This is a genomic window from Methylobacterium sp. J-068, from assembly GCF_022829445.1.
Lineage (GTDB): Bacteria > Pseudomonadota > Alphaproteobacteria > Rhizobiales > Beijerinckiaceae > Methylobacterium.
The window spans coordinates 35771-62188 of sequence record NZ_JAKSXY010000095.1 but is presented as its reverse complement, the minus strand read 5'-3'; the positions used below and the strand labels follow the sequence as shown (position 1 = coordinate 62188).

22 protein-coding genes are annotated in these 26418 nt (G+C 71.2%); 13 read left to right on the top strand and 9 right to left on the bottom strand.

Features of this window, described 5'->3' with window-relative positions; translation table 11 throughout:
• Window positions 1-130 precede the first annotated feature (130 nt).
• The 3 genes from MKK54_RS15850 to MKK54_RS15840 all read left to right on the top strand — a co-directional run bounded on the left by MKK54_RS15850 (window position 131) and on the right by MKK54_RS15840 (window position 3532).
• Window positions 131-1849 (top strand): L-lactate permease, encoded by a 1719-nt coding sequence (locus MKK54_RS15850; protein WP_244012282.1) that lies wholly within the window; start codon window positions 131-133, stop codon window positions 1847-1849.
• A 202-nt stretch (window positions 1850-2051) separates the two neighbouring features.
• On the top strand, window positions 2052-2978 hold the full coding sequence (locus tag MKK54_RS15845; RefSeq protein ID WP_244012155.1) for a DMT family transporter: 927 nt from the start codon (window positions 2052-2054) through the stop codon (window positions 2976-2978).
• A 32-nt stretch (window positions 2979-3010) separates the two neighbouring features.
• Window positions 3011-3532, top strand: a complete 522-nt coding sequence (locus MKK54_RS15840; RefSeq protein ID WP_244012154.1) for a GNAT family N-acetyltransferase — start codon at window positions 3011-3013, stop codon at window positions 3530-3532.
• On the opposite strand, the gene MKK54_RS15835 is transcribed toward MKK54_RS15840, so the two are convergent.
• From MKK54_RS15835 to serA, 4 genes are all read right to left on the bottom strand, one after another.
• The gene (locus MKK54_RS15835; protein WP_244012153.1) at window positions 3513-4832 is read right to left on the bottom strand and encodes an MFS transporter; all 1320 of its coding nucleotides are present in this window, start codon (window positions 4830-4832) and stop codon (window positions 3513-3515) included. The genes MKK54_RS15840 and MKK54_RS15835 overlap by 20 nt on opposite strands.
• 198 nt (window positions 4833-5030) lie before the next feature.
• Entirely contained in the window at window positions 5031-5756 is a 726-nt protein-coding gene (locus tag MKK54_RS15830; protein WP_244012152.1) for an anti-sigma factor domain-containing protein, read from the bottom strand.
• Entirely contained in the window at window positions 5753-6349 is a 597-nt protein-coding gene (locus tag MKK54_RS15825) for a sigma-70 family RNA polymerase sigma factor (RefSeq protein WP_409564193.1), read from the bottom strand. The genes MKK54_RS15830 and MKK54_RS15825 overlap by 4 nt, the downstream gene beginning before the upstream one ends.
• A 248-nt stretch (window positions 6350-6597) precedes the next feature.
• Window positions 6598-7845 (bottom strand): phosphoglycerate dehydrogenase, encoded by a 1248-nt coding sequence (gene serA, locus MKK54_RS15820; protein ID WP_244012151.1) that lies wholly within the window; start codon window positions 7843-7845, stop codon window positions 6598-6600.
• 268 nt (window positions 7846-8113) lie between these two features.
• Here serA and MKK54_RS15815 point away from each other — a divergent pair, with 268 nt between their 5' ends.
• The 3 genes from MKK54_RS15815 (at window position 8114) to trmFO (ending at window position 12057) form a co-directional block, all read left to right on the top strand.
• On the top strand, window positions 8114-9529 hold the full coding sequence (locus MKK54_RS15815; RefSeq protein ID WP_244012150.1) for an FAD-binding oxidoreductase: 1416 nt from the start codon (window positions 8114-8116) through the stop codon (window positions 9527-9529).
• 91 nt (window positions 9530-9620) lie between these two features.
• Window positions 9621-10595, top strand: coding sequence for a S1C family serine protease (locus MKK54_RS15810; RefSeq protein ID WP_244012149.1), 975 nt, complete (start codon window positions 9621-9623; stop codon window positions 10593-10595).
• Between the two features lie 31 nt (window positions 10596-10626).
• Complete coding sequence (gene trmFO, locus MKK54_RS15805) at window positions 10627-12057, top strand: methylenetetrahydrofolate--tRNA-(uracil(54)-C(5))-methyltransferase (FADH(2)-oxidizing) TrmFO (RefSeq protein ID WP_244012148.1); 1431 nt, start codon at window positions 10627-10629, stop codon at window positions 12055-12057.
• Window positions 12058-12100: 43 nt separating this feature from the next.
• Here the strand turns inward: trmFO and MKK54_RS15800 are convergent, their stop codons facing one another.
• Both MKK54_RS15800 and MKK54_RS15795 read right to left on the bottom strand, forming a co-directional pair.
• Window positions 12101-15883 carry a PAS domain S-box protein gene (locus tag MKK54_RS15800; RefSeq protein WP_244012147.1) on the bottom strand — a complete coding sequence of 1261 codons (3783 nt, stop codon included), beginning with the start codon at window positions 15881-15883 and terminating at the stop codon, window positions 12101-12103.
• A 92-nt stretch (window positions 15884-15975) separates the two neighbouring features.
• A complete protein-coding gene (locus tag MKK54_RS15795) occupies window positions 15976-16593 on the bottom strand; it encodes a DUF938 domain-containing protein (RefSeq protein ID WP_244012146.1) in 618 nt (205 codons plus the stop codon).
• A 272-nt stretch (window positions 16594-16865) separates the two neighbouring features.
• Here MKK54_RS15795 and MKK54_RS15790 point away from each other — a divergent pair, with 272 nt between their 5' ends.
• From MKK54_RS15790 to MKK54_RS15780, 3 genes are all read left to right on the top strand, one after another.
• Entirely contained in the window at window positions 16866-18002 is a 1137-nt protein-coding gene (locus MKK54_RS15790; RefSeq protein ID WP_244012145.1) for an S-(hydroxymethyl)glutathione dehydrogenase/class III alcohol dehydrogenase, read from the top strand.
• Between the two features lie 135 nt (window positions 18003-18137).
• Window positions 18138-18971: an S-formylglutathione hydrolase gene (fghA, locus tag MKK54_RS15785; RefSeq protein WP_244012144.1), complete on the top strand. Its 834-nt coding sequence runs from the start codon at window positions 18138-18140 to the stop codon at window positions 18969-18971.
• Window positions 18972-19035: 64 nt separating this feature from the next.
• On the top strand, window positions 19036-20136 hold the full coding sequence (locus MKK54_RS15780) for a tyrosine recombinase XerC (protein ID WP_244012143.1): 1101 nt from the start codon (window positions 19036-19038) through the stop codon (window positions 20134-20136).
• Between the two features lie 55 nt (window positions 20137-20191).
• Here MKK54_RS15780 and MKK54_RS15775 read toward each other — a convergent pair whose 3' ends face one another.
• Window positions 20192-20518: a hypothetical protein gene (locus MKK54_RS15775; RefSeq protein WP_244012142.1), complete on the bottom strand. Its 327-nt coding sequence runs from the start codon at window positions 20516-20518 to the stop codon at window positions 20192-20194.
• A 309-nt stretch (window positions 20519-20827) separates the two neighbouring features.
• On the opposite strand from MKK54_RS15775, the gene MKK54_RS15770 reads away from it, so the two are divergent.
• Complete coding sequence (locus MKK54_RS15770; protein WP_244012141.1) at window positions 20828-22129, top strand: leucine-rich repeat-containing protein kinase family protein; 1302 nt, start codon at window positions 20828-20830, stop codon at window positions 22127-22129.
• 149 nt (window positions 22130-22278) lie between these two features.
• Entirely contained in the window at window positions 22279-22689 is a 411-nt protein-coding gene (locus MKK54_RS15765; RefSeq protein WP_244012140.1) for a hypothetical protein, read from the top strand.
• Between the two features lie 6 nt (window positions 22690-22695).
• Here the strand turns inward: MKK54_RS15765 and MKK54_RS15760 are convergent, their stop codons facing one another.
• Window positions 22696-23466, bottom strand: coding sequence for an SDR family NAD(P)-dependent oxidoreductase (locus MKK54_RS15760; RefSeq protein WP_244012139.1), 771 nt, complete (start codon window positions 23464-23466; stop codon window positions 22696-22698).
• Window positions 23467-23548: 82 nt separating this feature from the next.
• Window positions 23549-24487 carry a 3-hydroxyacyl-CoA dehydrogenase NAD-binding domain-containing protein gene (locus MKK54_RS15755; protein WP_244012138.1) on the bottom strand — a complete coding sequence of 313 codons (939 nt, stop codon included), beginning with the start codon at window positions 24485-24487 and terminating at the stop codon, window positions 23549-23551.
• Window positions 24488-24601: 114 nt separating this feature from the next.
• Between MKK54_RS15755 and MKK54_RS15750 the strand changes: the two genes are divergently transcribed.
• Both MKK54_RS15750 and MKK54_RS15745 read left to right on the top strand, forming a co-directional pair.
• Entirely contained in the window at window positions 24602-25594 is a 993-nt protein-coding gene (locus MKK54_RS15750) for an ABC transporter substrate-binding protein (RefSeq protein WP_244012137.1), read from the top strand.
• 8 nt (window positions 25595-25602) lie between these two features.
• Complete coding sequence (locus tag MKK54_RS15745) at window positions 25603-26406, top strand: ABC transporter permease (protein WP_244012136.1); 804 nt, start codon at window positions 25603-25605, stop codon at window positions 26404-26406.
• The last annotated feature ends 12 nt before the right edge of the window (window positions 26407-26418 follow it).

Below are 26418 nucleotides of genomic sequence, written 5' to 3'. Positions count from 1 at the left end.
TCCGCGTGCAACACTCTCTGAATACATGATTAATGCGCGTTGAGCCGGTCGAACCGCTCTGGTAGCAACGGATGCTAAGGCCCGGCGCGAGATCGGGTTCGCTTGGAGGAGTTTGGCGCCCGTGAACACAGTGACAACCTGGAATCAGGTCTACGACCCATTCGGGAATGCCTGGCTCTCGACCCTGGCCGCCTCGCTGCCCGTCATCGCCCTCCTCGGCATGATCGCGAGCGGCAAGGTGCAGGCGCACATCGCCGCCGTGCTCTCTCTCGTGCTGGCCTTCTGCGTGGCCGTCTTCCTGTTCGGCATGCCGGCCGACCTCGCCACCCGCGCCTCCGCCTACGGCGTCGCGCTCGGCCTGTTCCCCATCGGCTGGATCATCCTCAACGTCATCTTCCTCTACCGGCTGACGGTGGAGAAGGGCTGGTTCGGCACGCTGCAGCAATCGGTGGCGGGCATCACCACGGACCGGCGCCTCCAGCTCCTGCTGGTGGCCTTCGCCTTCGGCGCCTTCTTCGAGGGCGCGGGCGGCTTCGGCACCCCGGTGGCGGTGACGGGCGCGATCCTGATCGGCCTCGGCTTCTCGCCGCTCGCCGCCTCCGGCCTCTCGCTCATCGCCAACACCGCGCCGGTGGCCTACGGGGCGCTCGGCGCCCCCATCCAGGGCCTCGCCTCGGTGACGGGCTACGACCCCTACATCCTCGGCGCCATGATCGGCCGGCAGCTGCCGTTCTTCTCGATCCTCGTACCGTTCTGGCTGATCTGGGTGTTCGCGGGCTTCCGCGGCATGGTGAAGATCTGGCCGCCGATCCTGGTCTGCGGCGGCTCCTTCGCGGTGGCTCAGTTCCTGATCTCGAACTACGTGAACCCCTGGATCGTCGATATCGGCGCCTCCCTCGTCTCGATGGGCGCCCTGGTGGCCTTCCTCAAGGTCTGGCAGCCGAAGGAGATCTGGACCTCCCCGGCCCTGCGCGGCAACGACCCCTCCCTCGGCTACGTCAATGGCGGCCGTCCGGTCTCCCTGGGCGCGGCCGTGCCCGGCGACCTGCCGAAGGTGGATCTCGGCGGCCGCACCGCGACCTCGCGCGAGATCGCCATGGCCTGGGTGCCGTGGATCATCCTCTCGGTGATCGTGGCGATCTGGGGCACCGGCTGGTTCAAGGGCCTCGTCAACCCGCTCTTCACCTGGAAGTACGAGGTGCCGGGCCTGCACAACGTGATCATGAAGGTGCCGCCGGTGGTGGCCAAGGCCCATCCGGAAGCCGCTGTCTTCGCCTTCACATACATGTCCTACACCGGCACCGGCGTGCTGTTCGCCGCGATCATCTCCGGCCTGATCATGCGCTTCTCGCCGCTGCGCCTGGTGACGGCCTATCTCGAGACGATCTGGGTCCTGCGCTACTCGCTCATCACCATCGCGGCGATGCTGGCCCTCGGCGTGCTCACCCGCTACGCCGGCGTGGATGCCACTTTGGGTCTCGCTTTCGCGGGAACCGGCATCCTCTACCCGTTCTTCGGCACCCTGCTGGGCTGGCTCGGCGTGGCGCTGACGGGCTCCGACACGGCCTCGAACGTGCTCTTCGGCGGCTTGCAGAAGATCACCTCCGAGCAGCTCGGCCTGTCGGGCATCCTCATGGCCTCGGCGAACTCGTCGGGCGGCGTGATGGGCAAGATGATCGACGCCCAGTCGATCGTCGTCGCCTCCACCGCCACCGGCTATTTCGGCCAGGAGAGCAAGATCCTGCGCTTCGTGTTCTGGCACTCCATCGTGCTGGCCTGCCTCGTGGGCTGCCTCGTGATGCTCCAGGCCTACGTCTACCCGTTCAACGCGATGGTGATTCACCCGTAATTGCGACGCACGGACCTGACGATCGGACCCGCCCCGGCTCAGCGCCGGGGCGGGTTTTTTTCATGCGCCCGCCGCACCCGCGCGCGCCACGCTGTCCGGCCTATTGCCCGGACAGTTCGATCGGATTGTCCGGGCGGTGTCGCTGTTGCAGGCATGCGCTGGGGCGCTATCGCGGTGTCCGCGAGGCAGGGGCAAGCGGATCATGCGCGGTGGCACGGCGGGATGGGGCAGCGGCCTTCTCGGAGTTCTCATCTTCAGCGCCTCGCTGCCGGCCACGCGGGTGGCGGTGGAGGGCTTCGCGCCGCTCTTTCTCACCGCCGCCCGGGCGGTGATCGCCGCGCTTCTGGGGGCGGCCCTGCTGGCGCTCCTGCGCCAGAAGCGGCCGGTGCGGGGCGATCTCGGTGCCCTGGCCCTGGTGGCTCTGGGCGTGGTGATGGGCTTTCCGCTGCTGACCGCTCTGGCGCTCCAGCACGTCACCGCCGCGCATTCCATCGTCTTCGTCGGTCTCCTGCCGCTCGCCACGGCCCTGTTCGGCGTCCTGCGCGGAGGCGAGCGCCCGAGGCCGGCCTTCTGGTTGTTCTCCGTCCTAGGCGCCGCGGCGGTGGCGGGGTTCGCCCTTGCGCAGGATGGCGGCGCTTCGCTCACGGGCGACCTCCTGATGCTGGCCGCCATCCTGCTCTGCGGCCTCGGCTACGCGGAGGGCGGGGCCCTGTCGCGCCGCTTTGGCGGCTGGCAGGTCATCTCCTGGTCCCTCGTCCTGTCCCTGCCGATGATGGCCGTCCTCGCGGTGGCGACCCGGCCCGTGGCTTGGAGCGGCATCGGCTGGCCGGCCTGGGGCGGGCTTGCCTACGTCTCGGTGTTCAGCATGCTCGTCGGATTCGTGTTCTGGTATCGCGGGCTCGCCCTCGGGGGCATCGCGGGCGTGGGGCAGTTGCAACTCCTGCAGCCCTTCTTCGGGCTGGCGCTGGCGGGCTGGCTCCTGGGCGAGCCCGTCGCGCCGTCCATGCTGGCGGTGACGGGCTTGGTCGTGCTCTGCGTCGCCGGCGCCAAGACCTTTGCCCAAACCCCCAAGACCTTTGCCCAAACCCCCAGGACGTTTGCCCGAAACCCGGAGCGAAACCCGAGGTAGAACGGCGTGCGATCTGATAAGATCGCCCGGCCATGCTCAATCTCGCCTCGCGCTACTCCCTCGCCAAGCTGCCCCCCGTCGAGACCGCGCGCCTGCGCCTGACGCCGCTGGAACCGGCCGATGCCGAGGCCGTGCGCGCGCTCACCGACGATCCCGCGATCACCGGGGCGGTGGCGTTCCTGTCCGATCCCTTCACCCTGGCGGATGCCCGCCGGCTGATCGGCCCGGCCAAGGTGACCACCGACTGCTTCCTCGGCGCAAGGGGGCGGGACGGCACCCTCGTGGCGATCGTCGGCCTGCACCTGCGCGGGGAGAAGGCGGTGGAGATCGGCTACTGGGTCGGCGGCGCGGCGCGCGGGCAGGGCTACGGCGGCGAGGCGGTGGCGGGCGTCCTCGCCCTGCTGCGCAAGCGCTTCCCGCACCGCTTCATCATCGCCCAGTGCCGCCTCGACAACGTGGCCTCGGTGGGCCTGCTCACCAAGGTCGGGTTCCGCGACACCGGCGACGCGGGCCAGCTGCCGGGCCGGCGCATCTTCACGGTCGAGCCGACCTGACGGCGCCGGTCGCCGGAACGTCGCGGGCCGCGCCCCCGCGATAGAGCACCAGGGTCGCGACGAGGCCGCAGGCGCCGCCGAAGGCCATCCACAGGCCGGGCGCGGCCCGGTTGCCCGAGGCCTCGATCAGCCAGGTAGCGATCAGCGGCGTCATCCCGCCGAAGATGGCGGTGGCCAGGGAATAGGCCAGCGAGAAGCCGGCGGTGCGGACCTCCACGGGCACGATCTCGGTGAGCGCCACCACCATGGCGCCGTTGTAGCTGCCGTAGAGGAAGGACAGCCAGAGCAGCACCGCGAGCATGGTCTCGAAGCTCGGATGCGCCACGAGCCAGGCCAGCGCCGGATAGGCGGTGACGAGGGTCAGCCCCGAGAACAGCAGCAGGATCGGCCGGCGCCCGACCCGGTCGGAGAGCGCCCCCATCACGGGCAGCCAGAACAGGTTCGACACCGCGACGCAGAAGGTCACGACCAGGCTGTCGGTGTCGGAGAGCCTGAGGACGCTCTTGCCGAAGGTCGGCGTGTAGACCGTGATCGCGTAGAACGCGATCGTGGTCATCGCCACCATCAGCATGCCGAGCCCGACGATCCGCCAGTTGCGGCCGAGGCTGCGCACGACCTCGCCCACCGGCGGGTGGACCTTGCGCGCCCGGAAGGCCGGCGTCTCCTGCAGCGAGCGGCGGATGTAGAACAGGAACGGCACCAGCAGGCAGCCGATCAGGAAGGGGATGCGCCAGCCCCAGGCGCCCATCTCCGCCGGCATCAGCAGGCGGTTGAGGGCGTAGCCGATGGCCGCCGCCGCCATGATCGCCACCTGCTGGCTGCCCGATTGCCAGGCCACGTAGAAGCCCTGCCGGCCGGGGGGCGCGAGTTCCGCGAGGTAGACCGAGACGCCGCCGAGCTCGACGCCCGCCGAGAAGCCCTGAAGCAGGCGCCCGATCAGCACCAGGGCGGGGGCGAGGAGGCCCAGCGTCGCGTAATCGGGCACCAGCGCGATGAGCACGGTGCCGGCGGCCATGATCGCCAGGGTGACGATGAGCCCCTGGCGCCGCCCGACCCGGTCGACATAGGCCCCGAGCAGCACCGCCCCGAGCGGGCGCATCAGGAAGCCCGCGCCGAAGGTCATGAAGGTCAGCATCAGCGAGGCGAACTCGTTCTCGCTGGGGAAGAACGCCTTGGCGATATAGGAGGCGTAGAACCCGAACGCGAAGAAGTCGAACATCTCCAGGAAGTTGCCGCTGGTGACGCGCAGCACGGCGGCGGCTTTCGAGCCGCCCTGGTCCTCGTCCGGATGGCCCGCCATCGAAGATCCTCGCCTGATACGTTCGGCGCTCGGCCGTTCATCCCAGGGTGGGCGCATTTTTTCGCGGAATCCAGGGGCGGCGGGGGCGGGGACGGTTTCAATCCCGTCCATCCGTCGCCGGGGCACGCGCCGGCGGCGCGCCCCGCCCATCGTGCCCCGGCGCCCTGAACCGTGCCGCGACGGGATCGGGAGACGGCCCTAATCCCGGATCAGCCGGCCCGAATACACCACCGGCCCGGTCGGCTGGCCCGTGGGGGAGCCGCCCTCCGGCTCGACCGAGACCGCGAAGCTGCCGGCGGTGAGCGCCTGCGCGTCGGCCTTCACCGGAAGGGTCACCCCGTGCGCGCCCGTTCCGACGAGGCCGAGGGTCTTCGGGGCCTGGCCGGCGCCCACGTACCAGAGTTCGAGGCTGTGCCCCGCCGGAGCCTGCGCGCCCACGGGGCGGACCCGCGCGGTGCCCGCGCGGGTGTCGATGCTGACGAGGAGGGCCGGTGCCTCGCCGCCGCTGTTGACGACCGCGAGGTAGCGCCCGTCCCCGTCGCCCGGCCGCGGCGGACCGACGGCGATGAACAGGGCGAGGCCCGCCGCGAGGGCGGCGGCCGTGCCGGCGGCGAGCCGCCAGCGCCGCAGCGAACCCTGGAGCGCGCCGATGCGGTCGTCGTTGGCGGCCAGGGGGCGGGCCGTCTCATCGGCGATCGACTGGGCGATCGACCGGGCGATGGCCGGCCACACGCCGGGCCCCGGCTCGGCCTCGGGCGCCGCGAGGGCGAGGGGGGCCAGGCGGCGATCCCAGGCCGCGCGCGCCGCGCGGGCGGCGGGGTCCACGGCGAGTTCGAGGTCCACCGCCGCCCGCTCAGGGGGCGTCAGGGTGCCGAGCACGTACTCGGCGAGGCGCAGGTCGCGTTCGTTCGGATCGGGGGTCATGCGGCACCGTCCAGGCAGCCGCGCAAGGCCGCGAGGCCGCGGTGCAGCCAGGTCTTGATGGTGCTGACGGGGCGGTCGTAGCGCAGGGCGAGGTCCTCGCGGGACCGGCCCTCGCAATAGGCCAGCACGATGCAATCACGGTGCATCGCCTCGAGCCGGTCGAGGCAGGCCCGGAGCGCGTGGCCGTCGAGGATCGCGCCCGCGCTGTCGTGGGGATCGGCCAGACGCTCCACCCAATCCTCTCCGTCCTCGGTGACAGGCCCCTGGACCTCGTGCCGTCTGCGCAGCCCGTCGATCGCCCGGTTGCGCGCGATGGTGCAGAGCCAGGCCAGCGGCCGACCGGCCTCGGGGCTGTAGGACGCGGCATTCTGCCAGACGCGCAGGTACACATCCTGCAACACGTCCTCGGCCATGCCGCGATCCGCCTGGATACGCAGGATCACGCCGAAAAGTTTCGCCGCCGTCCGATCGTAGAGCGTCCGCAGGGCGGCCTCGTCGCGCCGGGCGACGGCCGCGACGAGACGCGCCAGCGCGGCGTCGCTGCGCTTGGGGTCGTCCGCCGGGGGGGCATGACGCGAGGGGCTGGCACGCAACGGTTGGGCATCCTCCTCACGCGTGAGGGCTTCGAGCCTCGCGCGCCGCGCCGCGATGGCGCGGCCCCGATCGATCCGGTGCGGTCCTTCGGACGGGACCGTTCCCCCCGAGATTAATCGACGCCGGGGCACCGCGCCACCGGGCCCGATCGAAGCGCGCGCGATCGATGGGGATACGGCGCCGCCGATAGCGGCGCCCAGCCGCCGATAGCGGCGCCCGGCCTCCTGACCGCGACGCCCGGCCGCTCTCAGCGGCGCTCGTAGAGCAGGCGCGCGCGGATGGTGCCGTCCAGCGCCCGGATCTCCTCCAGCAAGGTCTCGGCGTCGGCATCCGTCACGTCGGTCTCCACCACCACGTAACCGACTTCCCCGTCGGTCTGGTAGAACTGCGCCGCGATGTTCACCCCGCGCCGCGCGAAGGCGTCGTTGAGGCGCCCCAGCATGCCGGGGATGTTGCGCTGGACGTGGATGAGGCGGGTGCCGGTGGGGCGGGCCGGCAGCTGCACCTGCGGGAAGTTCACGGTGCCGACCGTGGAGCCGATGTCGGAATAGTCGACGAGCTTGCGCGCCACCTCGGAACCGATGCGCTCCTGCGCCTCCTCCGTGGAGCCGCCGATATGCGGCGTCAGGATCACGTTCGGCAGCCCCTGGAGCGGGCTGACGAAGCGGTCCTGGTTGGAGCCGGGCTCGACCGGGAACACGTCTACGGCGGCCCCGCGCAGGTGGCCGTCGCGCAAAGCCCCGGCCAGGGCGTCGAGGTCGACCACGGTGCCGCGGGCGTTGTTGATCAGGAAGGCGCCGGGCTTCATCGCCCGGATCTCGGCCTCGCCGATCATGTTGTGGGTCTCGGGCGTCTCCGGCACGTGGAGCGAGACCACGTCGCTCTGGGCGAGCAGGCCCCCGAGGGTCTCGGTGGGCTCGGTGTTGCCGTGGCGCAGCTTGTCGGTCTGGTCGTAGTAGACCACCCGCATGCCCATCGCCTCGGCCAGCGTCGAGAGCTGCGAGCCGATGTTGCCGTAGCCGACGATGCCGAGCGTCTTGCCGCGCACCTCCTGCGAGCCGGTGGCCGACTTGTCCCATTCGCCCGCATGCGCGCCGACCGAGCGCGGCACGATCCGGCGCAGCAGCATCACGATCTCGCCGATGACGAGTTCGGCCACGGAGCGGGTGTTCGAGTAGGGCGCGTTGAAGACCGGGATGCCGCGGTGGCGGGCGGCCTCGAGATCGACCTGGTTGGTGCCCACCGAGAAGCAGCCCACCGCGAGCAGGCGCTCGCCGGCCGCGAGCGCGGCCGCGTCGAGCTGCGTGCGCGAGCGGATGCCGAGGATGTGCGTGCCCCTCAGGGCCTCGTGCAGGGCCTCGCGGTCGAGCGCCTTGGGCACGCGCACGACGTTGGTGTAGCCGGCGGCCTCGAAGAGCTTCGCGGCGCTGTCGTTGATGCCCTCGAGCAGCAGGACGCGGATCTTGTCCTTCGGAAAGGAGAGTCGTTCGGCCATGGGCGTCTTCTTCTAGGGTCGTGGTCTCGGATCCGGCGGATGCGGCGCCGGGGCCTGGGGCCATGCGCGGCGGCGATGAGCCCGGCGCGAGCCCGCGAATGCGGGTGTGAGAGGCCAGTTCACCGGCACGGTCAAGGCCCGGCCTTGAGCATCGGCCCGGATTGTCAGGCCGCCCCCCTTGACCCAGAGAGCCGCCGCCGGAATGCCGGGGCGACCTGTTTTCGGGCCGGTCGGCCCCGCCCGAGCCGCCAGCATGAGGATCGATCCCATGAGCCAGACGCCCGTGCCCGCCGATCTCCTCGGCCGCCTGGAATCCTGCCTCGGACGGGGCGGACTGCTCACGGCGGAGGCCGATCTCGCCCCCTACGCGGTGGATTGGCGGCGCCTGTTTCCCGGCCGTCCGGCGGCCGTGGCACGCACCGCCAGCACCGCCGAGGTCTCCGCCGTGCTGGCCGCCTGCCACGCCGCCGGGGTCGCGGTGGTGCCCCAGGGGGGACATACCGGCCTTGCGGGCGGCGCAACCCCGGACGCCTCCGGGGGACAGGTGGTGCTCTCGCTCGCCCGCATGAACGCGATCCGCCGGCTCGATCCCCTCGGCCTGACCCTGGAGGCGGAGGCCGGCTGCATCCTCAAGGTGGCGCAGGACGCGGCGGAAGCGGAGGGCCGGCTCCTGCCCGTCAGCCTCGCGGCGGAGGGCTCGGCCATGCTCGGCGGCATCATCGCCACCAATGCGGGCGGCATCAACGTCCTGCGCTACGGCATGACCCGCAACCTCGTGCTCGGGCTCGAGGTGGTGCTCGCCGACGGCACGGTGGTCGACGGCCTCAGGGCCCTGCGCAAGGACAATGCGGGCTACGACTGGAAGCAGCTCTTCATCGGCAGCGAGGGGACGCTCGGCATCGTCACGGCCGCCATCCTGCGCCTCGTGCCGCGCCCGCGCCATACCGCCACCGCGCTCCTGGCGGTGCCCGACCCGGCCGCGGCTTTGCGCCTGCTGCGGGCGGCGCAGGACGCCCTCGGCGACACCATCCAGGCCTTCGAGCTGATCGCGGGCGATTCCCTCGCCCTCGTGGCCGAGCATGCGGGGCTGGCGAGCCCGATCGGGGCGGCCGCCTGGACCGTGCTGATGGAGGCGGGATCGAGCCTCGCGGGCCTGCGCGAGGCGGTGGAGACGCTGCTCGGCGAGGCCCTGGAGTGGGGCGACGCCGTGGACGGCGTGATCGCCGAATCCGGCCAGCAGGCGGCCGGCCTCTGGGCCCTGCGCGAGCACATCACCGAGGCCGAGGCACGGGCGGGCAAGAGCGTGAAGCACGACGTCTCGGTGCCGATTCCCGCGATTCCCGACTTCCTGGCGGCGGCGGACGAGGCGCTTCGGGCCGGCGCGCCGGGCACTCGCCCGAACGTGTTCGGCCACATGGGCGACGGCAACATCCACTACAACGTGCTGATCGGCCCCGAGCACGCGGCGGAGGCGATCAACTGCATCGTCCACGATGCCGTGGCCCGGTTCGGCGGCAGCATCTCGGCCGAGCACGGCATCGGCCAGTACCGGGTCGACGAGCTCGTCCGCCACCGCCGGCCGGCGGAAATGGCGCTGGCCCGGCGCATCAAGGACGCCCTCGACCCGCGCGGGCTGCTCAATCCCGGCAAGGTGCTGCGCGTGCGCAATCCCGGAAGTCCCTGATCGGGCGTCCTCCCGGAGACTGTCGAAATCCGAGCCGACGTCCTATCTCCCGTGTTGAACCGCTCGACACGACGGCAGGAAAGACGCTGGCATGGCCTCGCCCGGAGACTGGAAGATCCCCGCATCCGCCCAGCCCCGGGCCGCCGATTACGGCTACGACCTCGAGCAGGCGCTCACCGCCATCGTGGCGCTCTCGACGCGGGTGCCGCCCGAGGCCTTCACCGCCGAGACGCTCGGCACCGAGCGGGCCGGCAACGGCGTCGTCATCGGCGAGGACGGCCTCGTGCTCACCATCGGCTACCTCGTGACGGAGGCGGATTCGGTCTGGCTCACCACCCATGACGGGCGCTCGGTGCCCGGCCACGTGGTCGGCTTCGACGCGGTGACGGGGTTCGGCCTCGTCCAGGCGCTGGGCGACCTCCGGATCAAGCCGCTGAAGCTCGGACGCTCGGCCCCGATCAAGATCGGCGACCGGGCCGTGATGGCCGGCGTCGGCGGGCGCGCGCGCAGCCTCGCCGTCGAGGTGGTCGCGCGCCAGGAATTCGCCGGCTACTGGGAATACGTCCTCGACGAGGCCCTGTTCACCGCGCCCGCCCACCCGCATTGGGGCGGCGCCGCGCTGATCGGGCCGGACGGCGCGCTCCTGGGCATCGGCTCGCTGCAACTGCAGCAGGGCGGCACGGGAGGCCCCAAGACCATCAACATGATCGTGCCGATCGACCTGCTTCCGCCGATCCTCGACGACCTGACCGCGCGGGGCCGAGCCGACCGCCCGGCCCGGCCCTGGCTCGGCCTCTATGCCAGCGACGGCGAGGATGCCGTGGTGGTGATGGGGCTGGCCGACGACGGGCCGGCGGAGGCGGCGGACCTGCGCCCCGGCGACGTCATCGTGGCGGTGGCGGGCGAGCCCGTCTCCGACCTCGCCGGGTTCTTCCGCCAGGTCTGGGCGCTGGGCGAGGCCGGCGTGCGCGTGCCCCTGACGATCCGGCGCGACGGCAATCCGCTCAAGCTCGCGGTGACCTCCTCCGACCGCGAGCGCTTCCTCGTCTCGCCGCAGCTCCATTGATCCGAGTGCCGGCGGGGTCTATCCCGTGGCGATGACGGACAGTCCGGCCCCCTTGCCCATCCATATCGTCGGCGGCGGCCTCGCCGGGTCGGAAGCCGCCTGGCAGGTCGCCGAGAGCGGCCATGACGTGATCCTGCACGAGATGCGTCCCGTGCGCGGCACCGAGGCGCATCACGGCGGCGATCTGGCCGAACTCGTCTGCTCGAACTCGTTCCGCTCGGACGACGCCGACGGCAACGCCGTCGGCCTGCTGCACCAGGAGATGCGCAGCTTGAGCTCGCTGATCCTGCGCGCGGCCGACGCGCATCAGGTCCCGGCCGGCGGGGCGCTGGCCGTCGACCGCGAGGGCTTCGCCAAGGCGGTGACCGCCGCGATCGAGGCGCATCCGCGCATCACCATCGCGCGCGAGGAGGTCGAGGGCCTGCCGCCCGAGGCCTGGGGCCGGACCATCATCGCCACGGGCCCCCTCACCGCGCCGTCCCTGGCGCAGGGCATCCGCGACCTGACGGGGGCGGACGCGCTCGCCTTCTTCGACGCCATCGCGCCGATCGTGCACCGCGATTCGATCGACATGGGCAAGGCCTGGTTCCAGTCGCGCTACGACAAGGTCGGGCCCGGGGGCACGGGCGCCGACTACATCAACTGCCCGATGGATCGCGCGCAGTACGACGCCTTCATCCAGGCCCTGATCGGCGGCGACAAGATCGGCTTCAAGGAATGGGAGGCCTCGACCCCCTACTTCGACGGCTGCCTGCCGATCGAGGTCATGGCCGAGCGCGGCCCCGAGACCCTGCGCCACGGGCCGATGAAGCCGGTCGGCCTCACCAACCCGCACGACCCGACCGTGAAGGCCTGCGCCATCGTCCAGCTGCGCCAGGACAACGCGCTCGGCACCCTCTACAACATGGTCGGCTTCCAGACGAAGCTGACCTATTCCGAGCAGGTGCGGGTGTTCCGAACCATCCCGGGCCTGGAGAACGCCGAGTTCGCGCGCCTCGGCGGCCTGCACCGCAACACCTACCTCGACAGCCCCCGCCTCCTCGACGCGACCCTGCGGCTGAAGGTGCGGCCGTCCTTACGCTTCGCCGGCCAGATCACGGGCTGCGAGGGCTACGTCGAGAGCGCCGCCATCGGTCTCATGGCCGGCCGCTTCGCCGTGGCGGAAGCGCGCGGGCAGGCGCTCGCGCCGCTGCCCGCCACCACGGCCCTCGGCGCCCTCATCGGCCACATCACCGGCGGCCACATCGCGGCCGAGGATGCGGGCAGCCCACGCTCGTTCCAGCCGATGAACGTGAATTTCGGGCTGTTCCCGCCCCTCGATCACGCCCCGAAGGGCGAGGGCGGCAAGCGCCTCAAAGGTCCGGAAAAGGCGATCGCCAAGAAGAAGGCGCTGACCGACCGGGCGCGGGCGGATCTGGCGGCCTGGATGGGGAACGGCGCGGGGCGGATCGCGGCCGAGTAGCATCCGTGGCCGGCGTGGCGGGCCCGCTCCGGTGGAGCGGGTCCTAGGGCGCACGCGCCTCCGCGCGGCCGCGGATCTCGGCCGCGAGCCGTTCGGCGTAGCGCGCCGTCCGGCCGGCCAGGGCCCGGTTGCCCGCGACCAGACGGCGAAAGACCTCCGGGCCCTCCTGCGCGATCCGCTGTTCGTTGCAGGCCTCGACGGCACGCGCCGCGTCGGACAGGGCGAAGAACCCGAGCGCGCCGGCCGAGGACACGCAGTGATGCGCCTCGAAGCGCAGGTCGTCCCGCTCCTCGCGCGTCTCGCAGGCCTCCGCCAGGCCGGCATCCAGGTCCTCGGCGAGCAGGTCCAGCGCGCCCGCGACGCTCGCGGCGCCGATCGTGCGCACCATGGCATCGTAGGCGATGCGGTCGAGCAGGCCGTCATCCTCGCGCGGGTCCACGGCGCCCGGCGCGTCCACGCTCCGCGACAGCCATCGGTCGATGACGCGATAGAGTTCGGCCCGATCGAAGGGCTTGCCGACATGATCGTTCATGCCGGCCTCCCGGAACATCCGGACCTGATCGGGCAGGACGTTGGCCGTCATCGCCAGGATCGGGAGCGTGGCTGCGGCCGTGCCGAGTTTGCGGATGTGGCGGGTGGCCGTCATGCCGTCCATGCCCGGCATCTGCACGTCCATCAGGACGAGGTCGTAGCCGCCCTCCTCGACCGCCCGGATGGCGGCGGCGCCGTCCGGGACCACATCGACGGTATGTCCGCCGAGCTCGAGGACGGCCCGGGCGAGTTCCTGGTTGATCCGGTTGTCCTCGACGAGGAGCAGGTGTCCGGGGCGCCGCGCGACGGGCGCGGCGCCGGCACGCGAGGCCGTCTGGTCCGGCGTGCCGAGCGGCAAGGTCAGCGCGAACCAGAACGTGGCGCCGAAGCCCGCCTCCGAGAGGACGCCGATCTCGCCGCCCATGAGGTCGATGAGCTGCTTGCAGATGGCGAGGCCGAGGCCAGTGCCGCCGAAATCCCGCTCGATCGAGCCGTCCACCTGGCTGAAGCGCTGGAACAGCCGGCCCTGCTTCTCCCGGGCGATGCCGATGCCGGTATCGGAGACGCTGACCCGCAGGCGCTGCCCGCTCTCGGTGGCGCCGCCATCCTGTACGCTCAGGGTCACGGAGCCGTGCCGGGTGAACTTGACCGCGTTGTTGAGCAGGTTGAGCAGGACCTGCCTCAGGCGCGCCTCGTCGCCGACGAGGCCCTTCGGCACGGCGGGGTCGATCACCGCGCGCACGTCCAGCCCCTTCGGCTGGGCCGAGCCGCGCACGATGGCGAGGCAGTTGTAGACCAGCGCCCGCGGATCGAAGGCCTGCCGGTCCAGCACGACGGCGCCGGCCTCGACCTTCGAGAAGTCGAGGATGTCGTTCACGACCGTGAGCAGGGCCTCGCCGGAGGCGCGCACCAGCTCGCCCTGGCGCTGCAGGTCCGGCGGCAGGCGGCGGGAGCCGACCATCAGGTCGGTGAAGCCGATGATGGCGTTCAGCGGCGTGCGGATCTCGTGGCTCATGGTGGCCAGGAAGTCCGATTTCGCCGCGCTGGCGCGCTCGGCGGCGATCTTGGCCTCCCGCAGCGCCTCGGCCTGCTCCCGGCTCTCCGAGATGTCCCGGAAGGTCGCCACGATCGTCGGCGCCTCTCCCTCGGCGTCGGGAATGCGCCGGAAGATGCCCTCGACCCAGATCCAGCCGCGCCGCTTGTGCCGCGCCCGGTAGGCGCAGGACGCCTCGGCGGTGCCGTGCGCGAGGCGGTTCGTGACCGCGAACAGGTTCTGAAGATCGTCGGGATGCACGTAGGCGCTGAGCCGCATGGCCCCGAGTTCGTCCGGCGCGTAGCCGAGGAGGCGCTCGGAGGCGGGCGAGATGTAGGAGCGGCGGCCGTCGTCGTGGCCGAGGATGATCAGCTCGCTGGTGTTCTCCGCGAGGAGGCGGAAGCGGTGCTCGCTCTCGCGCAGGCGCTGCTCCGCCGCGATGGGCTGCGAGACGTCGCGCGTGCAGGCGACGCAGCCGATGAGCGTGCCTGTCGCGTCGCGGATCATCCGGTAGTTCACCTCGACCCAGACGTAGCTCCCGTCCCGGCGGCGATAGCGCTGCCGCTTGAGCGCCCGGTCGCGCTGCCCCGCGAACAATTCGCCGAGCAGCACCGCCACCACCGGCCGGTCCTCCGGATGGACCATGTCGAGGGGCCGCGTGCCGATGAGTTCCTCGGGCTCGTAGCCGAGGATGTCCCGGCAGGCCGGCGAGACGTAGCGCCGGGTGGTCTCGAGATCGACCTGCACGATCATGTCGCTGGTGTTGTCGGCGAGCATGCGAAAGCGCGCCTCGCTCTCGACGGCGGCGCGTTCCGTGCGGCGCAGGTCGGTGACGTCCATGATCGTGCCGAACACGCCCGTGGTCGTCCCTTGCGCGTCCTGCTCGCAGAGCCCGCGGGACACCACGTCGCGCACGCTTCCGTCCGGCAGCACGACCCGCGCCGAGAACCCGAAGCTCTGGCCGAGGCTCAGGGCCTCGTCGACCCGGCGCGCCACCATCGGGCGGTCGTCGGGGTGATAGGCATCGACGGCCTGCCCGATCGTCGGAGGCCCCTCTTCGGGCGCGCGCCCGAAGATCCGGAGCACCTCGTCGGACCAGGTCACCGTGCTCTCGGGGATGGAGATGCGCCAATGGCCGATATGCGCGATCTGCGCGGCGAGGACGAGGAGCCTGTTGGCCTCCTGCACCCGTGCCTCGGCCATGCGCGCGGCCACCTCCCTGTCCGCCAGGGTCCGGTTGGCCTGCGCGAGGGCCTCGCGCTGGCGCAGGCCATGGTCCAGCCCGCGCACCAGGATGACCATCACGGCCAGGAGTACGGCCGTGATGCCGGCCCCCGCCAGGATCGCGCGTCTGCGTTCGCCCGCGAGCGGCGCGAGCACCGCGTCGAGCGATTTTCCCACGTTGACGATCAGCGGCAGGGTGCCGACGGGGCGGTAGCCGTAGACCCGCCGGACGTTGTCGTAGGGACTGACGAATTCGTAGGACCCGGTGGGGCTCCGGCGGGCCTGGGAGAAGAGGTCGCCGGCCAGATCGAGGAGGCGCGTGTTGATCGCGTACAGGTCCGGGACCTGGGGCGAGCGCGCCCGCGCGAAACCGTCCTCGCCGATCAAGGCCACGCTGCCGCGGGGACCGAGCTCGATGGCCTTGAACTGGTCGGAGAGGTAATCCGGGTCGACCGAGGTGACGATCACCCCGGCGAAGCGCCCGTCGCGATGGTTCAGCCTGTGCGCGGTCTGGAGCACGTCCCGCCCGCTGATCCGGCCCTTCAGGGTCCGGCCGACATAGAGGCCGAGATCCGAGCGCGCCTCCAGGGCCTTGAAGTAGTCGCGATCCCGGACGTTCACCCTCGGCGCATCCGAGGCCACGGGAATCCGCGAGGCGACGAGGTCACCCCGCTCGTTGAACATCGCGATCTGATGGGCGATCCCCTGGAGGGAGGTCGACCGCTTCAGCCAGTCGTTGAAGTCGAACGTGTCGGGGTCCTGAAAGAAATCCTCCGCGATGAAGCGCATGATCTGGTCGACGCCCACGAAGAGGCGTTCGACATGCTTCTCGACGCCGATCGAGAGATTGACGACATCGTGGCGCGCCTGCTCGCGCAGGTCCTGGTCGCGCAGGTTCAGGTGATACAGCAGGCCGGACCAGATGACGCCGACCGTGATGAGCCCGGCGACGAGGACCAGCGCCTGAAACCGGTCGACCGATCGTCCGATCCGGCTCGGTGCTCCCCCCGTGGACGGTGGATCGAAGGGGCTGGCCATGGACGGTCTCGGTCGGATTCGCGGTCGGGCACCTTATGGGCCGAATGGTTTGGATCGCCTAAACGGGCCTTGGCGCGCAGGCTGACGGGCGGTCAGGCGCGGCGGAAGACCAGGCCCAGATTGTTCGCCGGCAGGGCGATGCGCCGGTCCAGGCGCAGCCCCGCCCGCGCGGCCACGTCCGCGACGACCTCGAGGTCCCGCACGCCCCAGCGCGGATCGCGCGCCCGCAGGTCGGCATCGAACGCCGCGTTGCTCGGCGCGGTGTGCCGCCCGTTCTCCCGGAAGGCGCCGTAGAGGACCAGCGGGCCGCCGGCCGGCAGGATGCGGCCCGCCTGCGTCATCAGGCCCGGCGTCGCCGCCCAGGGGGCGATGTGGATCATGTTGATGCACAGGATGGCGTCCGCCCGATCGATCGGCCAGGTCGGCGCGGTTACGTCGAGGTCCAGGGGCGGCAGGACGTTCGTCAGCCCGGCGGCGGCGCGATGGGCCTCGATGCTGCGGCGATGAGCGGGCTCGGGATCGCTCGGGCGCCACGTCAGCTCCGTCAGGGCGGACGCGAAGTGGACGGCGTGCTCGCCGGACCCGCTGGCGACCTCCAGGACCGTGCCGGACGCGGGCAGGTTTTCGCGCAGAACGGCGAGGATCGCCGCGCGGTTGCGGGCGACGGCAGGGGCCGTCAGCGCGTCAGCGCGGGTATCCTGGTCTTCCATCGTCGTCCCGACCCTTCGCGCTCGCGTGTCCGATGCGGACCGGCATTGGGGGCCTCCATCCGCGATCCCGCGCCGGGACCTCATACCCATTCTCGGGCGCGGACGTCACGGGCTCCGGCCCCAGGAACCCTTAACCGTTGCATCCGGGCGCGAGAACCAGCAAACACGCGCCAGATTTTCGGGCCGTTCGGCGTGCCGCCCCTCGAGCGAGGCGCGCCGAAGAGTCGGCAGTTCGACGCCGTCCGTGATCGTCCAGACAACAGGAAGACGTGATGAAGACGCGCGCAGCGGTCGCGTGGGAGGCCAAGAAGCCTCTCACCATCGAGACCATCGATATCGAAGGACCCAAGGCCGGCGAGGTTCTCGTCGAGCTGATGGCCACCGGCATCTGCCACACCGACGCCTACACCCTCTCGGGTCTCGATTCCGAGGGCAAGTTCCCGGCGATCCTGGGCCACGAGGGCGCGGGCATCGTGCGCGAGGTCGGCGCCGGCGTCACCACGCTGAAGCCCGGCGACCACGTCATCCCGCTCTACACGCCGGAATGCCGCGAATGTAAGTCCTGCCTGTCGCAGCGCACCAACCTCTGCACCGCGATCCGCGCGACGCAGGGCCAGGGCGTGATGCCGGACGGCACCTCGCGCTTCTCCTGCGTCTCCACCGGCGGCAGCCCGGGCGGCGCGAACCCCCTGTTCCACTACATGGGCTGCTCGACCTTCTCGAACTTCACGGTGCTGCCGGCGATCGCACTCGCCAAGATCCGCGAGGACGCGCCCTTCGACAAGATCTGCTACATCGGCTGCGGCGTGACCACGGGCATCGGCGCGGTGATCTACACCGCCAAGGTCTGGCCGGGCGCGAACGTGGTGGTGTTCGGTCTGGGCGGCATCGGCCTCAACGTGCTCCAGGCCGCCCGCATGGTCGGCGCCGACAAGATCATCGGCGTCGACATCAATCCGGACAAGCAGGAGATGGCCCGCAAATTCGGCATGACCCACTTCATCAACCCGAAGGAGGTCGGCAACGATCACGTCGTGGCCGCGATCCTCGACGCGACGAATGGGGGCGCCGATTTCTCGTTCGACTGCACCGGCAACGTCAACGTCATGCGCCAGGCGCTGGAATGCTGCCATCGCGGCTGGGGCGAGTCGATCGTCATCGGCGTGGCCGAGGCCGGCCGCGAGATCTCGACCCGTCCGTTCCAGCTCGTCACCGGCCGCGTCTGGAAGGGCTCGGCCTTCGGCGGCGCGCGCGGCCGCACGGACGTGCCGAAGATCGTCGACTGGTACATGGAGGGCAAGATCAACATCGATGACCTGATCACCCACACCATGCCGCTCGACCAGATCAACCACGGCTTTGACCTCATGCACGAGGGCAAGTCGATCCGCTCGGTCGTCGTCTACTGAGCGGATTTCCATCGATGCGGTGTCGAAGGCGCCGGTGAACCTCTCCCTCGCCCCGCTCGCGGGGCGAGGGATGCGTCTTCCCCGCCGGGATTCCAGCACCGACGATCGTCTCAGGTCCATCAGGAGAGCAGCTTCATGGAAACCATCTCGAAGGCCCGCGCCCATGGCGGCACGCAGGGCGTCTACAAGCACGATGCGACGACAACGGGCTGCCCGATGACCTTCGCGGTGTTCGTGCCGCCCCAGGCGGAGCACGGCCCCGTCCCGGTGCTGTGGTACCTGTCCGGCCTCACCTGCACGCATGCCAACGTCATGGACAAGGGCGAGTACCGCAAGGCGGCGGCCGAGCACGGCGTCATCGTCGTGGCCCCCGACACGAGCCCGCGCGGCCCCGGCATCCCGGACGAGGAGGGCAACTGGCAGTTCGGCTCCGGCGCCGGCTTCTACCTCGACGCCACCCAGGCGCCCTACGCCGCGAATTACCGGATGTGGAGCTACGTCACGGAGGAGCTTCCCGCCCTCGTCGCCGAGCACTTCCCCGCCGACATGTCGCGCCAGGGCATCTTCGGCCATTCCATGGGCGGGCACGGCGCGCTCACCATCGCGCTGACCTACCCGGAGCGCTTCAAGTCCTGCTCGGCCTTCGCGCCGATCGCCCAGCCCTCCACGGCCGGATGGTCGAAGCCCGCCTTCGAGAAGTACCTGGGGTCCGACACGGCCGCGTGGCGCGCCCACGACGCCACGGTGCTGATCGCGGACGGCAAGCGGTTCTCCGAGTTCCTGGTGGACCAGGGCACCGCCGACAGCTTCCTGGACGACGGCCTGCGTCCCTGGCTGCTGGAGCAGGCGTGCAAGGAGGCCGGCATTCCGCTCACGCTCAACATGCGCGAGGGCTACGACCACTCGTATTATTTCATCTCGACCTTCATGGCCGACCACATCGCCTGGGCAGCCGCCCGCCTGAAGTGATGCCGGATCGCGAAGAGTCCGCCGCGCAACGGAGCGTCAACGCCTCCCTGGCTTGATGGCAGGCATGACAGCCTCGCTTGCGCCCGCGACGACCACCGGCCCGTCCGCCGCCGAGCCCGCCCCGGCGGCGGACGCCCTCGCTTATCCCGGCGACGCGGCGCTGCGGGCCGCCGCGCTGGCCTGGCAGGACGAACTCGCGCGCGAGCGGCGGCTCTCGCCCAACACCGTCGAGGCCTATGCGCGCGACCTGCGTCAGTTCTTGCGCCACCGCGCCGCCCGCCACGGCACGCCCAACCTCGCGGGCCTCGTCGCCCTGAAACCCCGCGACGTGCGCGGCTTCATGGCCGCCCGCCGTGCCGAGGGGGTCGGCGGGCGCTCGCTGATGCGGGCGCTCGCGGGCCTGCGCTCCTTCGCCCGCCACATCGAGCGCGAGGGACACGGCACTGTGGCGGCGCTCGGCGCCATGCGCTCACCCAAGGTCGAGCGGCGCCTGCCCCGTCCGATCCCGATCCCCGCCGCGCGGGCGATGACGGGGCCCGAGCTTCGGGCGGGCGAGGACCGCGACCCCTGGATTCACGCCCGCGACGCGGCGGTGCTCGCGCTTCTCTACGGTTCGGGCCTGCGCATCTCGGAGGCCCTCGGCATCCGCGCGGGGGACGCGCCCGGGCCGGGCGTCGATGCCGTCACGGTGCTGGGCAAGGGCGGCAAGATGCGGATGGTTCCGGTGCTGCCGGTGGTGGGCGCGGCGGTGGCCGCCTACCGGGCGGCCTGTCCCTACGCGCTGGCGCCGGAGGGTCCGCTCTTCGTCGGGGCCAAGGGTGGTCCGCTCTCGCCCCGGATCATCCAGTACGCGGTGGCGGCGATGCGGGGCGCCCTCGGCCTGCCGCCGAGCGCGACGCCGCACGCGCTGCGGCATTCCTTCGCCACCCACCTGCTGGCGCGCCAGGGCGAGTTGCGGGCGATCCAGGAGCTTCTGGGCCACGCCTCGCTCTCGACGACGCAGCTCTACACCCGGATCGACGCCACCCGCCTGATGGAGGCCTTCGACGCGGCCCATCCGCGGGCGGGCAGACCCTCCCCGAGAGCCTCGACGCGACCGGGAGCCCTGCCGGGCGTGTCAGCCCACGCGCCCGCACGATCTCCCGTGCCGGCGAACGAGGGCTGACACGGCAAACCCGCTTCGTCACAGCGGCAAACCGTGTCGTCCGAGCCCGCGCGGCTCAGGGCGTATAGGTGAAGCTGCTGATCTCGCAGACGTTGATGTTCTTGCGGATGATCGACTTGCCGTTGTCGAACACGGCCTTGAAGTCGAACCGGCAGGCGCCGGTGCCGTCGTCGATGTCGATCTCGAAGGTCTCGCCGGTGTCGACGACGTCGCGGCCGAGGATGTCCTCCTCCCAGTCGTCCGTGCCGGTCGACGAGGCATAGAAGTGGCTGATCGCCATGCCGGTCTTGTTGACGATATCGACCTTGCGGTTGGCGGCTCCGGCCGGGCCGGCGAGCAGGTACAGGGCGGCGCAGGCCGCGAGGGTGACGCGAACGATCATCGAGAAAAAGTCCTGGGGCGCCTTGGAGTCCCCCCGCTCCGCCGAGTCGGCCCTGCCGACGGCCGGTCCGGCTTAAAGCGTGGCTTTATCGAGGGACATGCCCGAGCGTTCCAATCCTTTGCCTGAGCGTTTCAAATCGGCGGCCCGCGGGGCGAGCGAACCGCCCGCCCCTCGTTCGGACGAGCCCGTGACCCGCATCGAACCCACCCCGGCTTGAAAGCATCGCCCGAGGCTGGCTACCAAGCCCCAGCGCCCGTCCCCCAGGAGCCCACGCATGCCCCGCCGCCGCCTCGCCCCCGTCTGCGCCCGATGACCGTGAGCCTCCTCGATGCGTTGCGCCGGGGCGATTGCGCCGGCGCGCGGGAACTTCGCTTCCCGCCGGGCCTCACCGAGTTCCCGCGCGAGATCTTCGGGCTCGCCGATACCCTCGAACTGCTGGACTTCAGCGGCAGCGCCCTGTCCACGCTGCCGGACGATCTCGGCCGCCTCAGGCGCCTGCGCGTGCTGTTCTGCTCGGGCACGCGCTTCACCCGCCTGCCGCCCGTGCTCGGGGATTGCCCGGCCCTGGCCCAGGTCGGCTTTCGCGCTTGCGGCCTCGCCGAAGTGCCGGGCGAGGCGCTGCCGCCCGCCCTGCGCTGGCTCACCCTGACCGACAACCGCATCGCCACCCTGCCCGATGCGATCGGCGAACGGCCGCGACTTCAGAAGCTGATGCTCTCGGGCAACCACCTGGCGCGCCTGCCGCAGAGCCTCGCGGGCGCGCCGAACCTCGAACTGATCCGGCTCGCCGCCAACCGGCTGGAGGCACTGCCCGCCTGGCTGCCGACCCTGCCGGGCCTCGCCTGGACCTCGTTCGCGGGCAATCCCTTCGAGGGCGCCCCGACCCTGCCGGACGTGCCGCCCGTGCCCTGGGCCGATCTCGAGGCCGGCGCGCTGCTGGGCGAGGGCACCTCCGGGCGGGTCCACCGCGCGCTCTGGCGCAAGGGCGGCGGGGCACCCGAGGCCGTCGCCCTGAAGCTCTTCAAGGGCACGATGACCAGCGACGGGTTGCCCGAGCGCGAGATGGCGGCCTGCCTCGCCGCCGGGACGCATCCGAACCTCACCGGGGCGCTCGGGCGCATCGCGGCGCATCCGCAGGGCGCGGAGGGGCTGGTGATGCCGCTGCTGCCGCCCGACTGGCGGGTGCTCGCCGGGCCGCCGAGCCTCGCGAGTTGCAGCCGCGACGTCTACGACCCCGCCCTGACCCTGGCGCCGGAGACGGCCCTGCGCATCGCGGACGGCGCGGCCCGCGCCTGCGCCCACCTGCACGCCCGAGGCATCCTGCACGGCGACCTCTACGGCCACAACATCCTTTGGGACGGCACGCGGGGCGCGGCGGTGGTGAGCGATTTCGGCGCTGCCTCCAGCCTGCCCGGGGGACCGGACGGCGATGCGCTCCGGCGCGTCGAGGTCCGCTCCTGGGGTCTCCTGCTCGGCGAACTCCTCACCCTGGCGGGGGTCGCGGCAGGGCCGCTGCGCGACCTGGAGCGGGCCTGCATCCAGGCCGACGTCGCGGGGCGTCCCGACTTTTCACAGATCCTGCCAATCCTCGCGGACGCATGGACGGCATAGAGGATCGGACGCGTGCGGTCCGGAAAGCACAGTCGGTCCCGTTTCGGCCGAGTTGGTCCGACGCGTTCGCGCCACGTACCGGGGCGGCCCAGATTTGGTCACGGTGGCCGGCCAGAGACCGCAGTCGAACCCGGAGGTTTGCGACTGCCATGAAGACATTCACCTACGCTCTTCTGTTCATGGGAGCGCTCGCGGTGCCGCAGGCCGCCATGGCCGCGAGCAAGACCACGGTGGGCGTCGGCACCGGGGCGGTGGCCGGCGCGCTCGTGGGCGGCCCCGTGGGCGCCGTGGTGGGCGGCATCGTCGGCGGCTATATCGGCGCCACCGCCGAGAGCCCCCGCCCGCGCCGCCGCCGCGTCCGGGCCGCCCGCCGGGCGGCGGTCGCGCCGCCGCGCAAGCTGCGCGTGGCGGAGGACACGGCCCGGCCCGTGCCGGCCGCCACGGGCAGCCTCGCGCCGGCCAAGTCCGCGCCCGCGAGCCCAAAGCCCGCGCCGACCTCGTCCGCGACGACCTCCCCTGCGACGAGTTCTCCTGTGACCACTTGGCAGAACCCGCGCTGAGACGCGTCAGGCGCCGCCCCACTGCATGGTCAGCCCGCCATCGACCACGAGGGTGTGGCCGGTGACGTAGTCGGCGTCGTCGGACGCGAGGTAGAGGATCGCCTGGGCGATCTCCCCCGGCTGGCCGGCCCGGTGCCACGGGATGCGCTCCAGCGATTGCGCCAGCTTGTCCGGGTTCTCGAAGCGATCGCTGGTCATCGGCGTCTCGATCAGGCCGGGCGCCACGTTGTTGACGTTGATCCGGTCCTCGGCGAGTTCCCGCGACAGGCTGCGACAGAGCGAGCCGACGCCCGCCTTCGACATGCCGTAGGGCGCGCTCTCGGGGGTCGGCAGGTGCTGGGCCACCGAGGAGACGATCACGATCTTGCCGCGCCCGCCCTGGGCGCGCCGGACCCTGATGAAGGCGCGGGCGCAGAAGACCGGCGCCATCAGGTTGACGCGCAGGATCTGCTCCAGCTTGGCGTCGTCCATCTCGGCCACCGGCATGCCGCTCATGGCCTGGCCGGCATTGTTGACCAGGATGTCGAGTACGCCGAACTCTTGCGCGACCTGCGCGAAGGTCGCCTCCACCGAGGCGGGATCGCCGACGTCGTTCCGGATCACCAGGCAGCGGCGCCCCGCCGCCTCGACCCGGCGCGCGGTCTCGCGCGCGCCCTCCGCGTCGGTGTTGTAGGTGATCGCCACGTCCGCGCCCTCGCGGGCGAAGAGCTCGGCCGCCGCCTGCCCGATGCCCGAATCCGCGCCGGTGATGAGCGCGCGCTTGCCCTGCAACTTCATGATGAACCGGTCTCCTTGGCCGTGATGCAAGGACAAGAGGCCGGGGGCGGGCGCTGTTCCGAGCGGGGGGACCGTCGCGGCCCTACTCCGCCTCCCCCGCGACCTCGATGCGCGCGCCGAGGATGGCGATGAGCGCCGCGTCGCGGCGGGCCGCCAGCGCCTGGACCGAGCGGCCGCCGGCCTCCGCCGCGATGCCGGCCACGATCCGGTCCTTCACGTCCTCCGTCAGGTCCGGCGCGCCGAGGCTCGCCCAGCGCCGGACCTGGCTCGGCCCGAGATGGTCGAGATAGTGCCGGATGCCGCCCTCCCCGCCCCCGAGATGGTAGGTCATGTGCGGGCCCATCGCGGCCCAGCGCAGGCCGGGGCCGTTGCACAGGGCGGCGTCGATGTCGGCCACGCTCGCGACCCCCTCGGCCACGAGGTTCACGGCCTCGCGGTAGAGCGCCGAGGCGAGACGGTTGGCGATGTGGCCCGGCATCTCGCGGTTCAGGATCACGGGCCGGCGCCCGAGGCGGCCATAAAAGGAGGCCGCCCGCGACGCGACCTCGGGCGTGGCCGCGACGATCTCCACCAGGGGCACGAGGTGGGGCGGGTGGAACGGGTGCGCCACGAGGACGCGCTCCGGCCGGGCGCAATCGGCCACGATCGCGCTGCGCAGCATCGCGGACGTGCTCGACGCGACGAGGATCGCGGGAGGGAGCAATCCATCGACCTCGGCGAGCAGGGCACGCTTCACCGCCTCGTTCTCGGGCGCGTTCTCCTGGACGAAATCCGCGCCCGCCAGCGCCGCCGCCAGCCGGTCGTGGAACCGGAGCATGCCCTGCCCCCGCAGGCCGAGTTCCGCGAGCTGCGCGCGCGCCTCGGCGATGGCCCCGGCCGTCCGCTCGGCGAAGCCGGGCGTGGGATCGTAGGCCGCGACGTCGAGTCCGTGGGCGAGGAACAGGGCGGCCCAGCTGGCGCCGAGCGTTCCGCAGCCCAGCACGGCGACCCGCGCGATTTCATCCCGTTCCGTGTCCGCCAAAACTGCCTCCCGCGCGCCTTTACATTCGAATCAAGAATACGCTTATTCAAGCGCGTGCCGACCGTTTTCGCGGCGGACGAAGCGGGCGAAACGACCCGCGACCGGAGGAAACCGATGTTCACGCGCAACGCGACGGCTCGCGCCGCCCTGCTCGTCCTGGCGACCCTGGGTGCCCTCGGCAGCGCCCGGGCCGAGGATGTGGTCCGGCTCGGCAACCTGAAATTCGCCCATTACGGAGCCATCTCCTACATGAAGGAGATCGCGCCGAAATACGGCCTGAAGATCGACGAGAAGGTCTTCGCCAAGGGCGCCGACATCTACCCCGCCATGGCGGTGGACCAGATCGACATCTCGGCCTCGGGCGCCGACGGCGCGGTGGCCGCGCGCGGCAACGGCGTGAAGCTCTACGTGGTGGCGGGCTTCGCCAATGGCGGCGTGCGCATCCTGCGCCGGCCCGACCTCGACACGGTCAAGACCCTCAAGGACGTGAAGGGCCTCAAGGTCGCGACCGTCCGCGGCGGCACCCAGGACCTGATGCTTCTGGCCGAACTCGACAAGCACGGGATGACCTGGTCCGAGCGGCCCGGCAAGGACGTGCAGCTGATCTACTTCAACAACTACGCCGACCTGAACCAGGCTCTGTCGCAGAAATACGTCGACGTGATCTGCCAGAGCGAGCCGCAATCGACGCAGGCCATCAGCGCCGGCTACGCCACCGAGGTGGTCAAGCCCTACGACACCCCCATCGGCGTGCCGGTGCGTCCGCTGGTGATGACCGAGAAGATGTACAACGAGCGGCCCGAGGTCGCCGCCAAGGTGCTCAAGCTGTTCGTGGCCGCCACCAAGGCCTTCATCGACGATCCGGCGCTCGCCGAGAAGTACGTCCGCGAGACCGTGTTCAAGGGTCAGCTCTCGAGCCAGGATTTTCGCGACGGCATGGCCAACGCGAAGTACACCTACGACGTGCCGGCCGGGCACATGCAGACCACGACCGACTACATGGTGAAGTACGGCCTGGGTAAGATGGTGAACCCGCCGAAATCCGACGCCGAGTGGGTGAAGACCGACCTCCTCGACAAGGCCAAAGCCGAACTCAAGACGAACTGAGCGGCAGCATGAACCGGCTTCGCGGCGCCTTCGTCCCCCTCGCCCTCCTCGTGCTGTGGGAGGTCCTGAGCCGGACGGGCGTGTTCTCCCCCATCGTGCTGCCGCCGCCCAGCGCGGTGGCGGTGAAGTGGTATCACGGCCTCCTGCCCGGCCTGCCCTACGACCCGGCCACCGAGAGCTATCTCCACTGGATGTTTTCCGGCGAGATGCCGCACGACGCCGTGGCGAGCCTCACCCGCGTGATCATGGGCTTCTGCGTCGGGGCGGGCCTCGCGGTGCCGGCCGGGCTCGTCCTCGGCACCAGCGACCGGCTCTACGCGCTGTTCAACCCCCTCCTCCAGATCCTGCGTCCGATCCCGCCCATCGCCTACATCCCGCTGGCCATCGTCTGGTTCGGCCTCGGCAACCCGCCGGCCCTGTTCCTGATCGCGCTCGGCACCTTCTTTCCCGTGCTGGTCAACACCATCGCGGGGGTGCGGCAGGTGGATTCGATCTACATCCGCGCGGCCCGCAACCTCGGGGCGAATTCCTGGACGATGTTCCGCCGGGTGATCCTGCCGGCGGCGAGCCCCTTCGTGCTCGCGGGCATGCGCATCGGCATCGGCACCGCCTTCATCGTGGTCATCGTGGCCGAGATGATCGCGGTCTCGGACGGGCTCGGCTACCGCATCCTGGAGGCCCGCGAGTACATGTGGTCCGACAAGATCATCGGCGGCATGCTGACCATCGGCATCCTCGGCCTCATCATCGACGGGGCGATGTCGCGCCTCAACGACCACCTCCTGCGCTGGCATCGCGGCCTTGAACGCTGAACCGGGACGCCT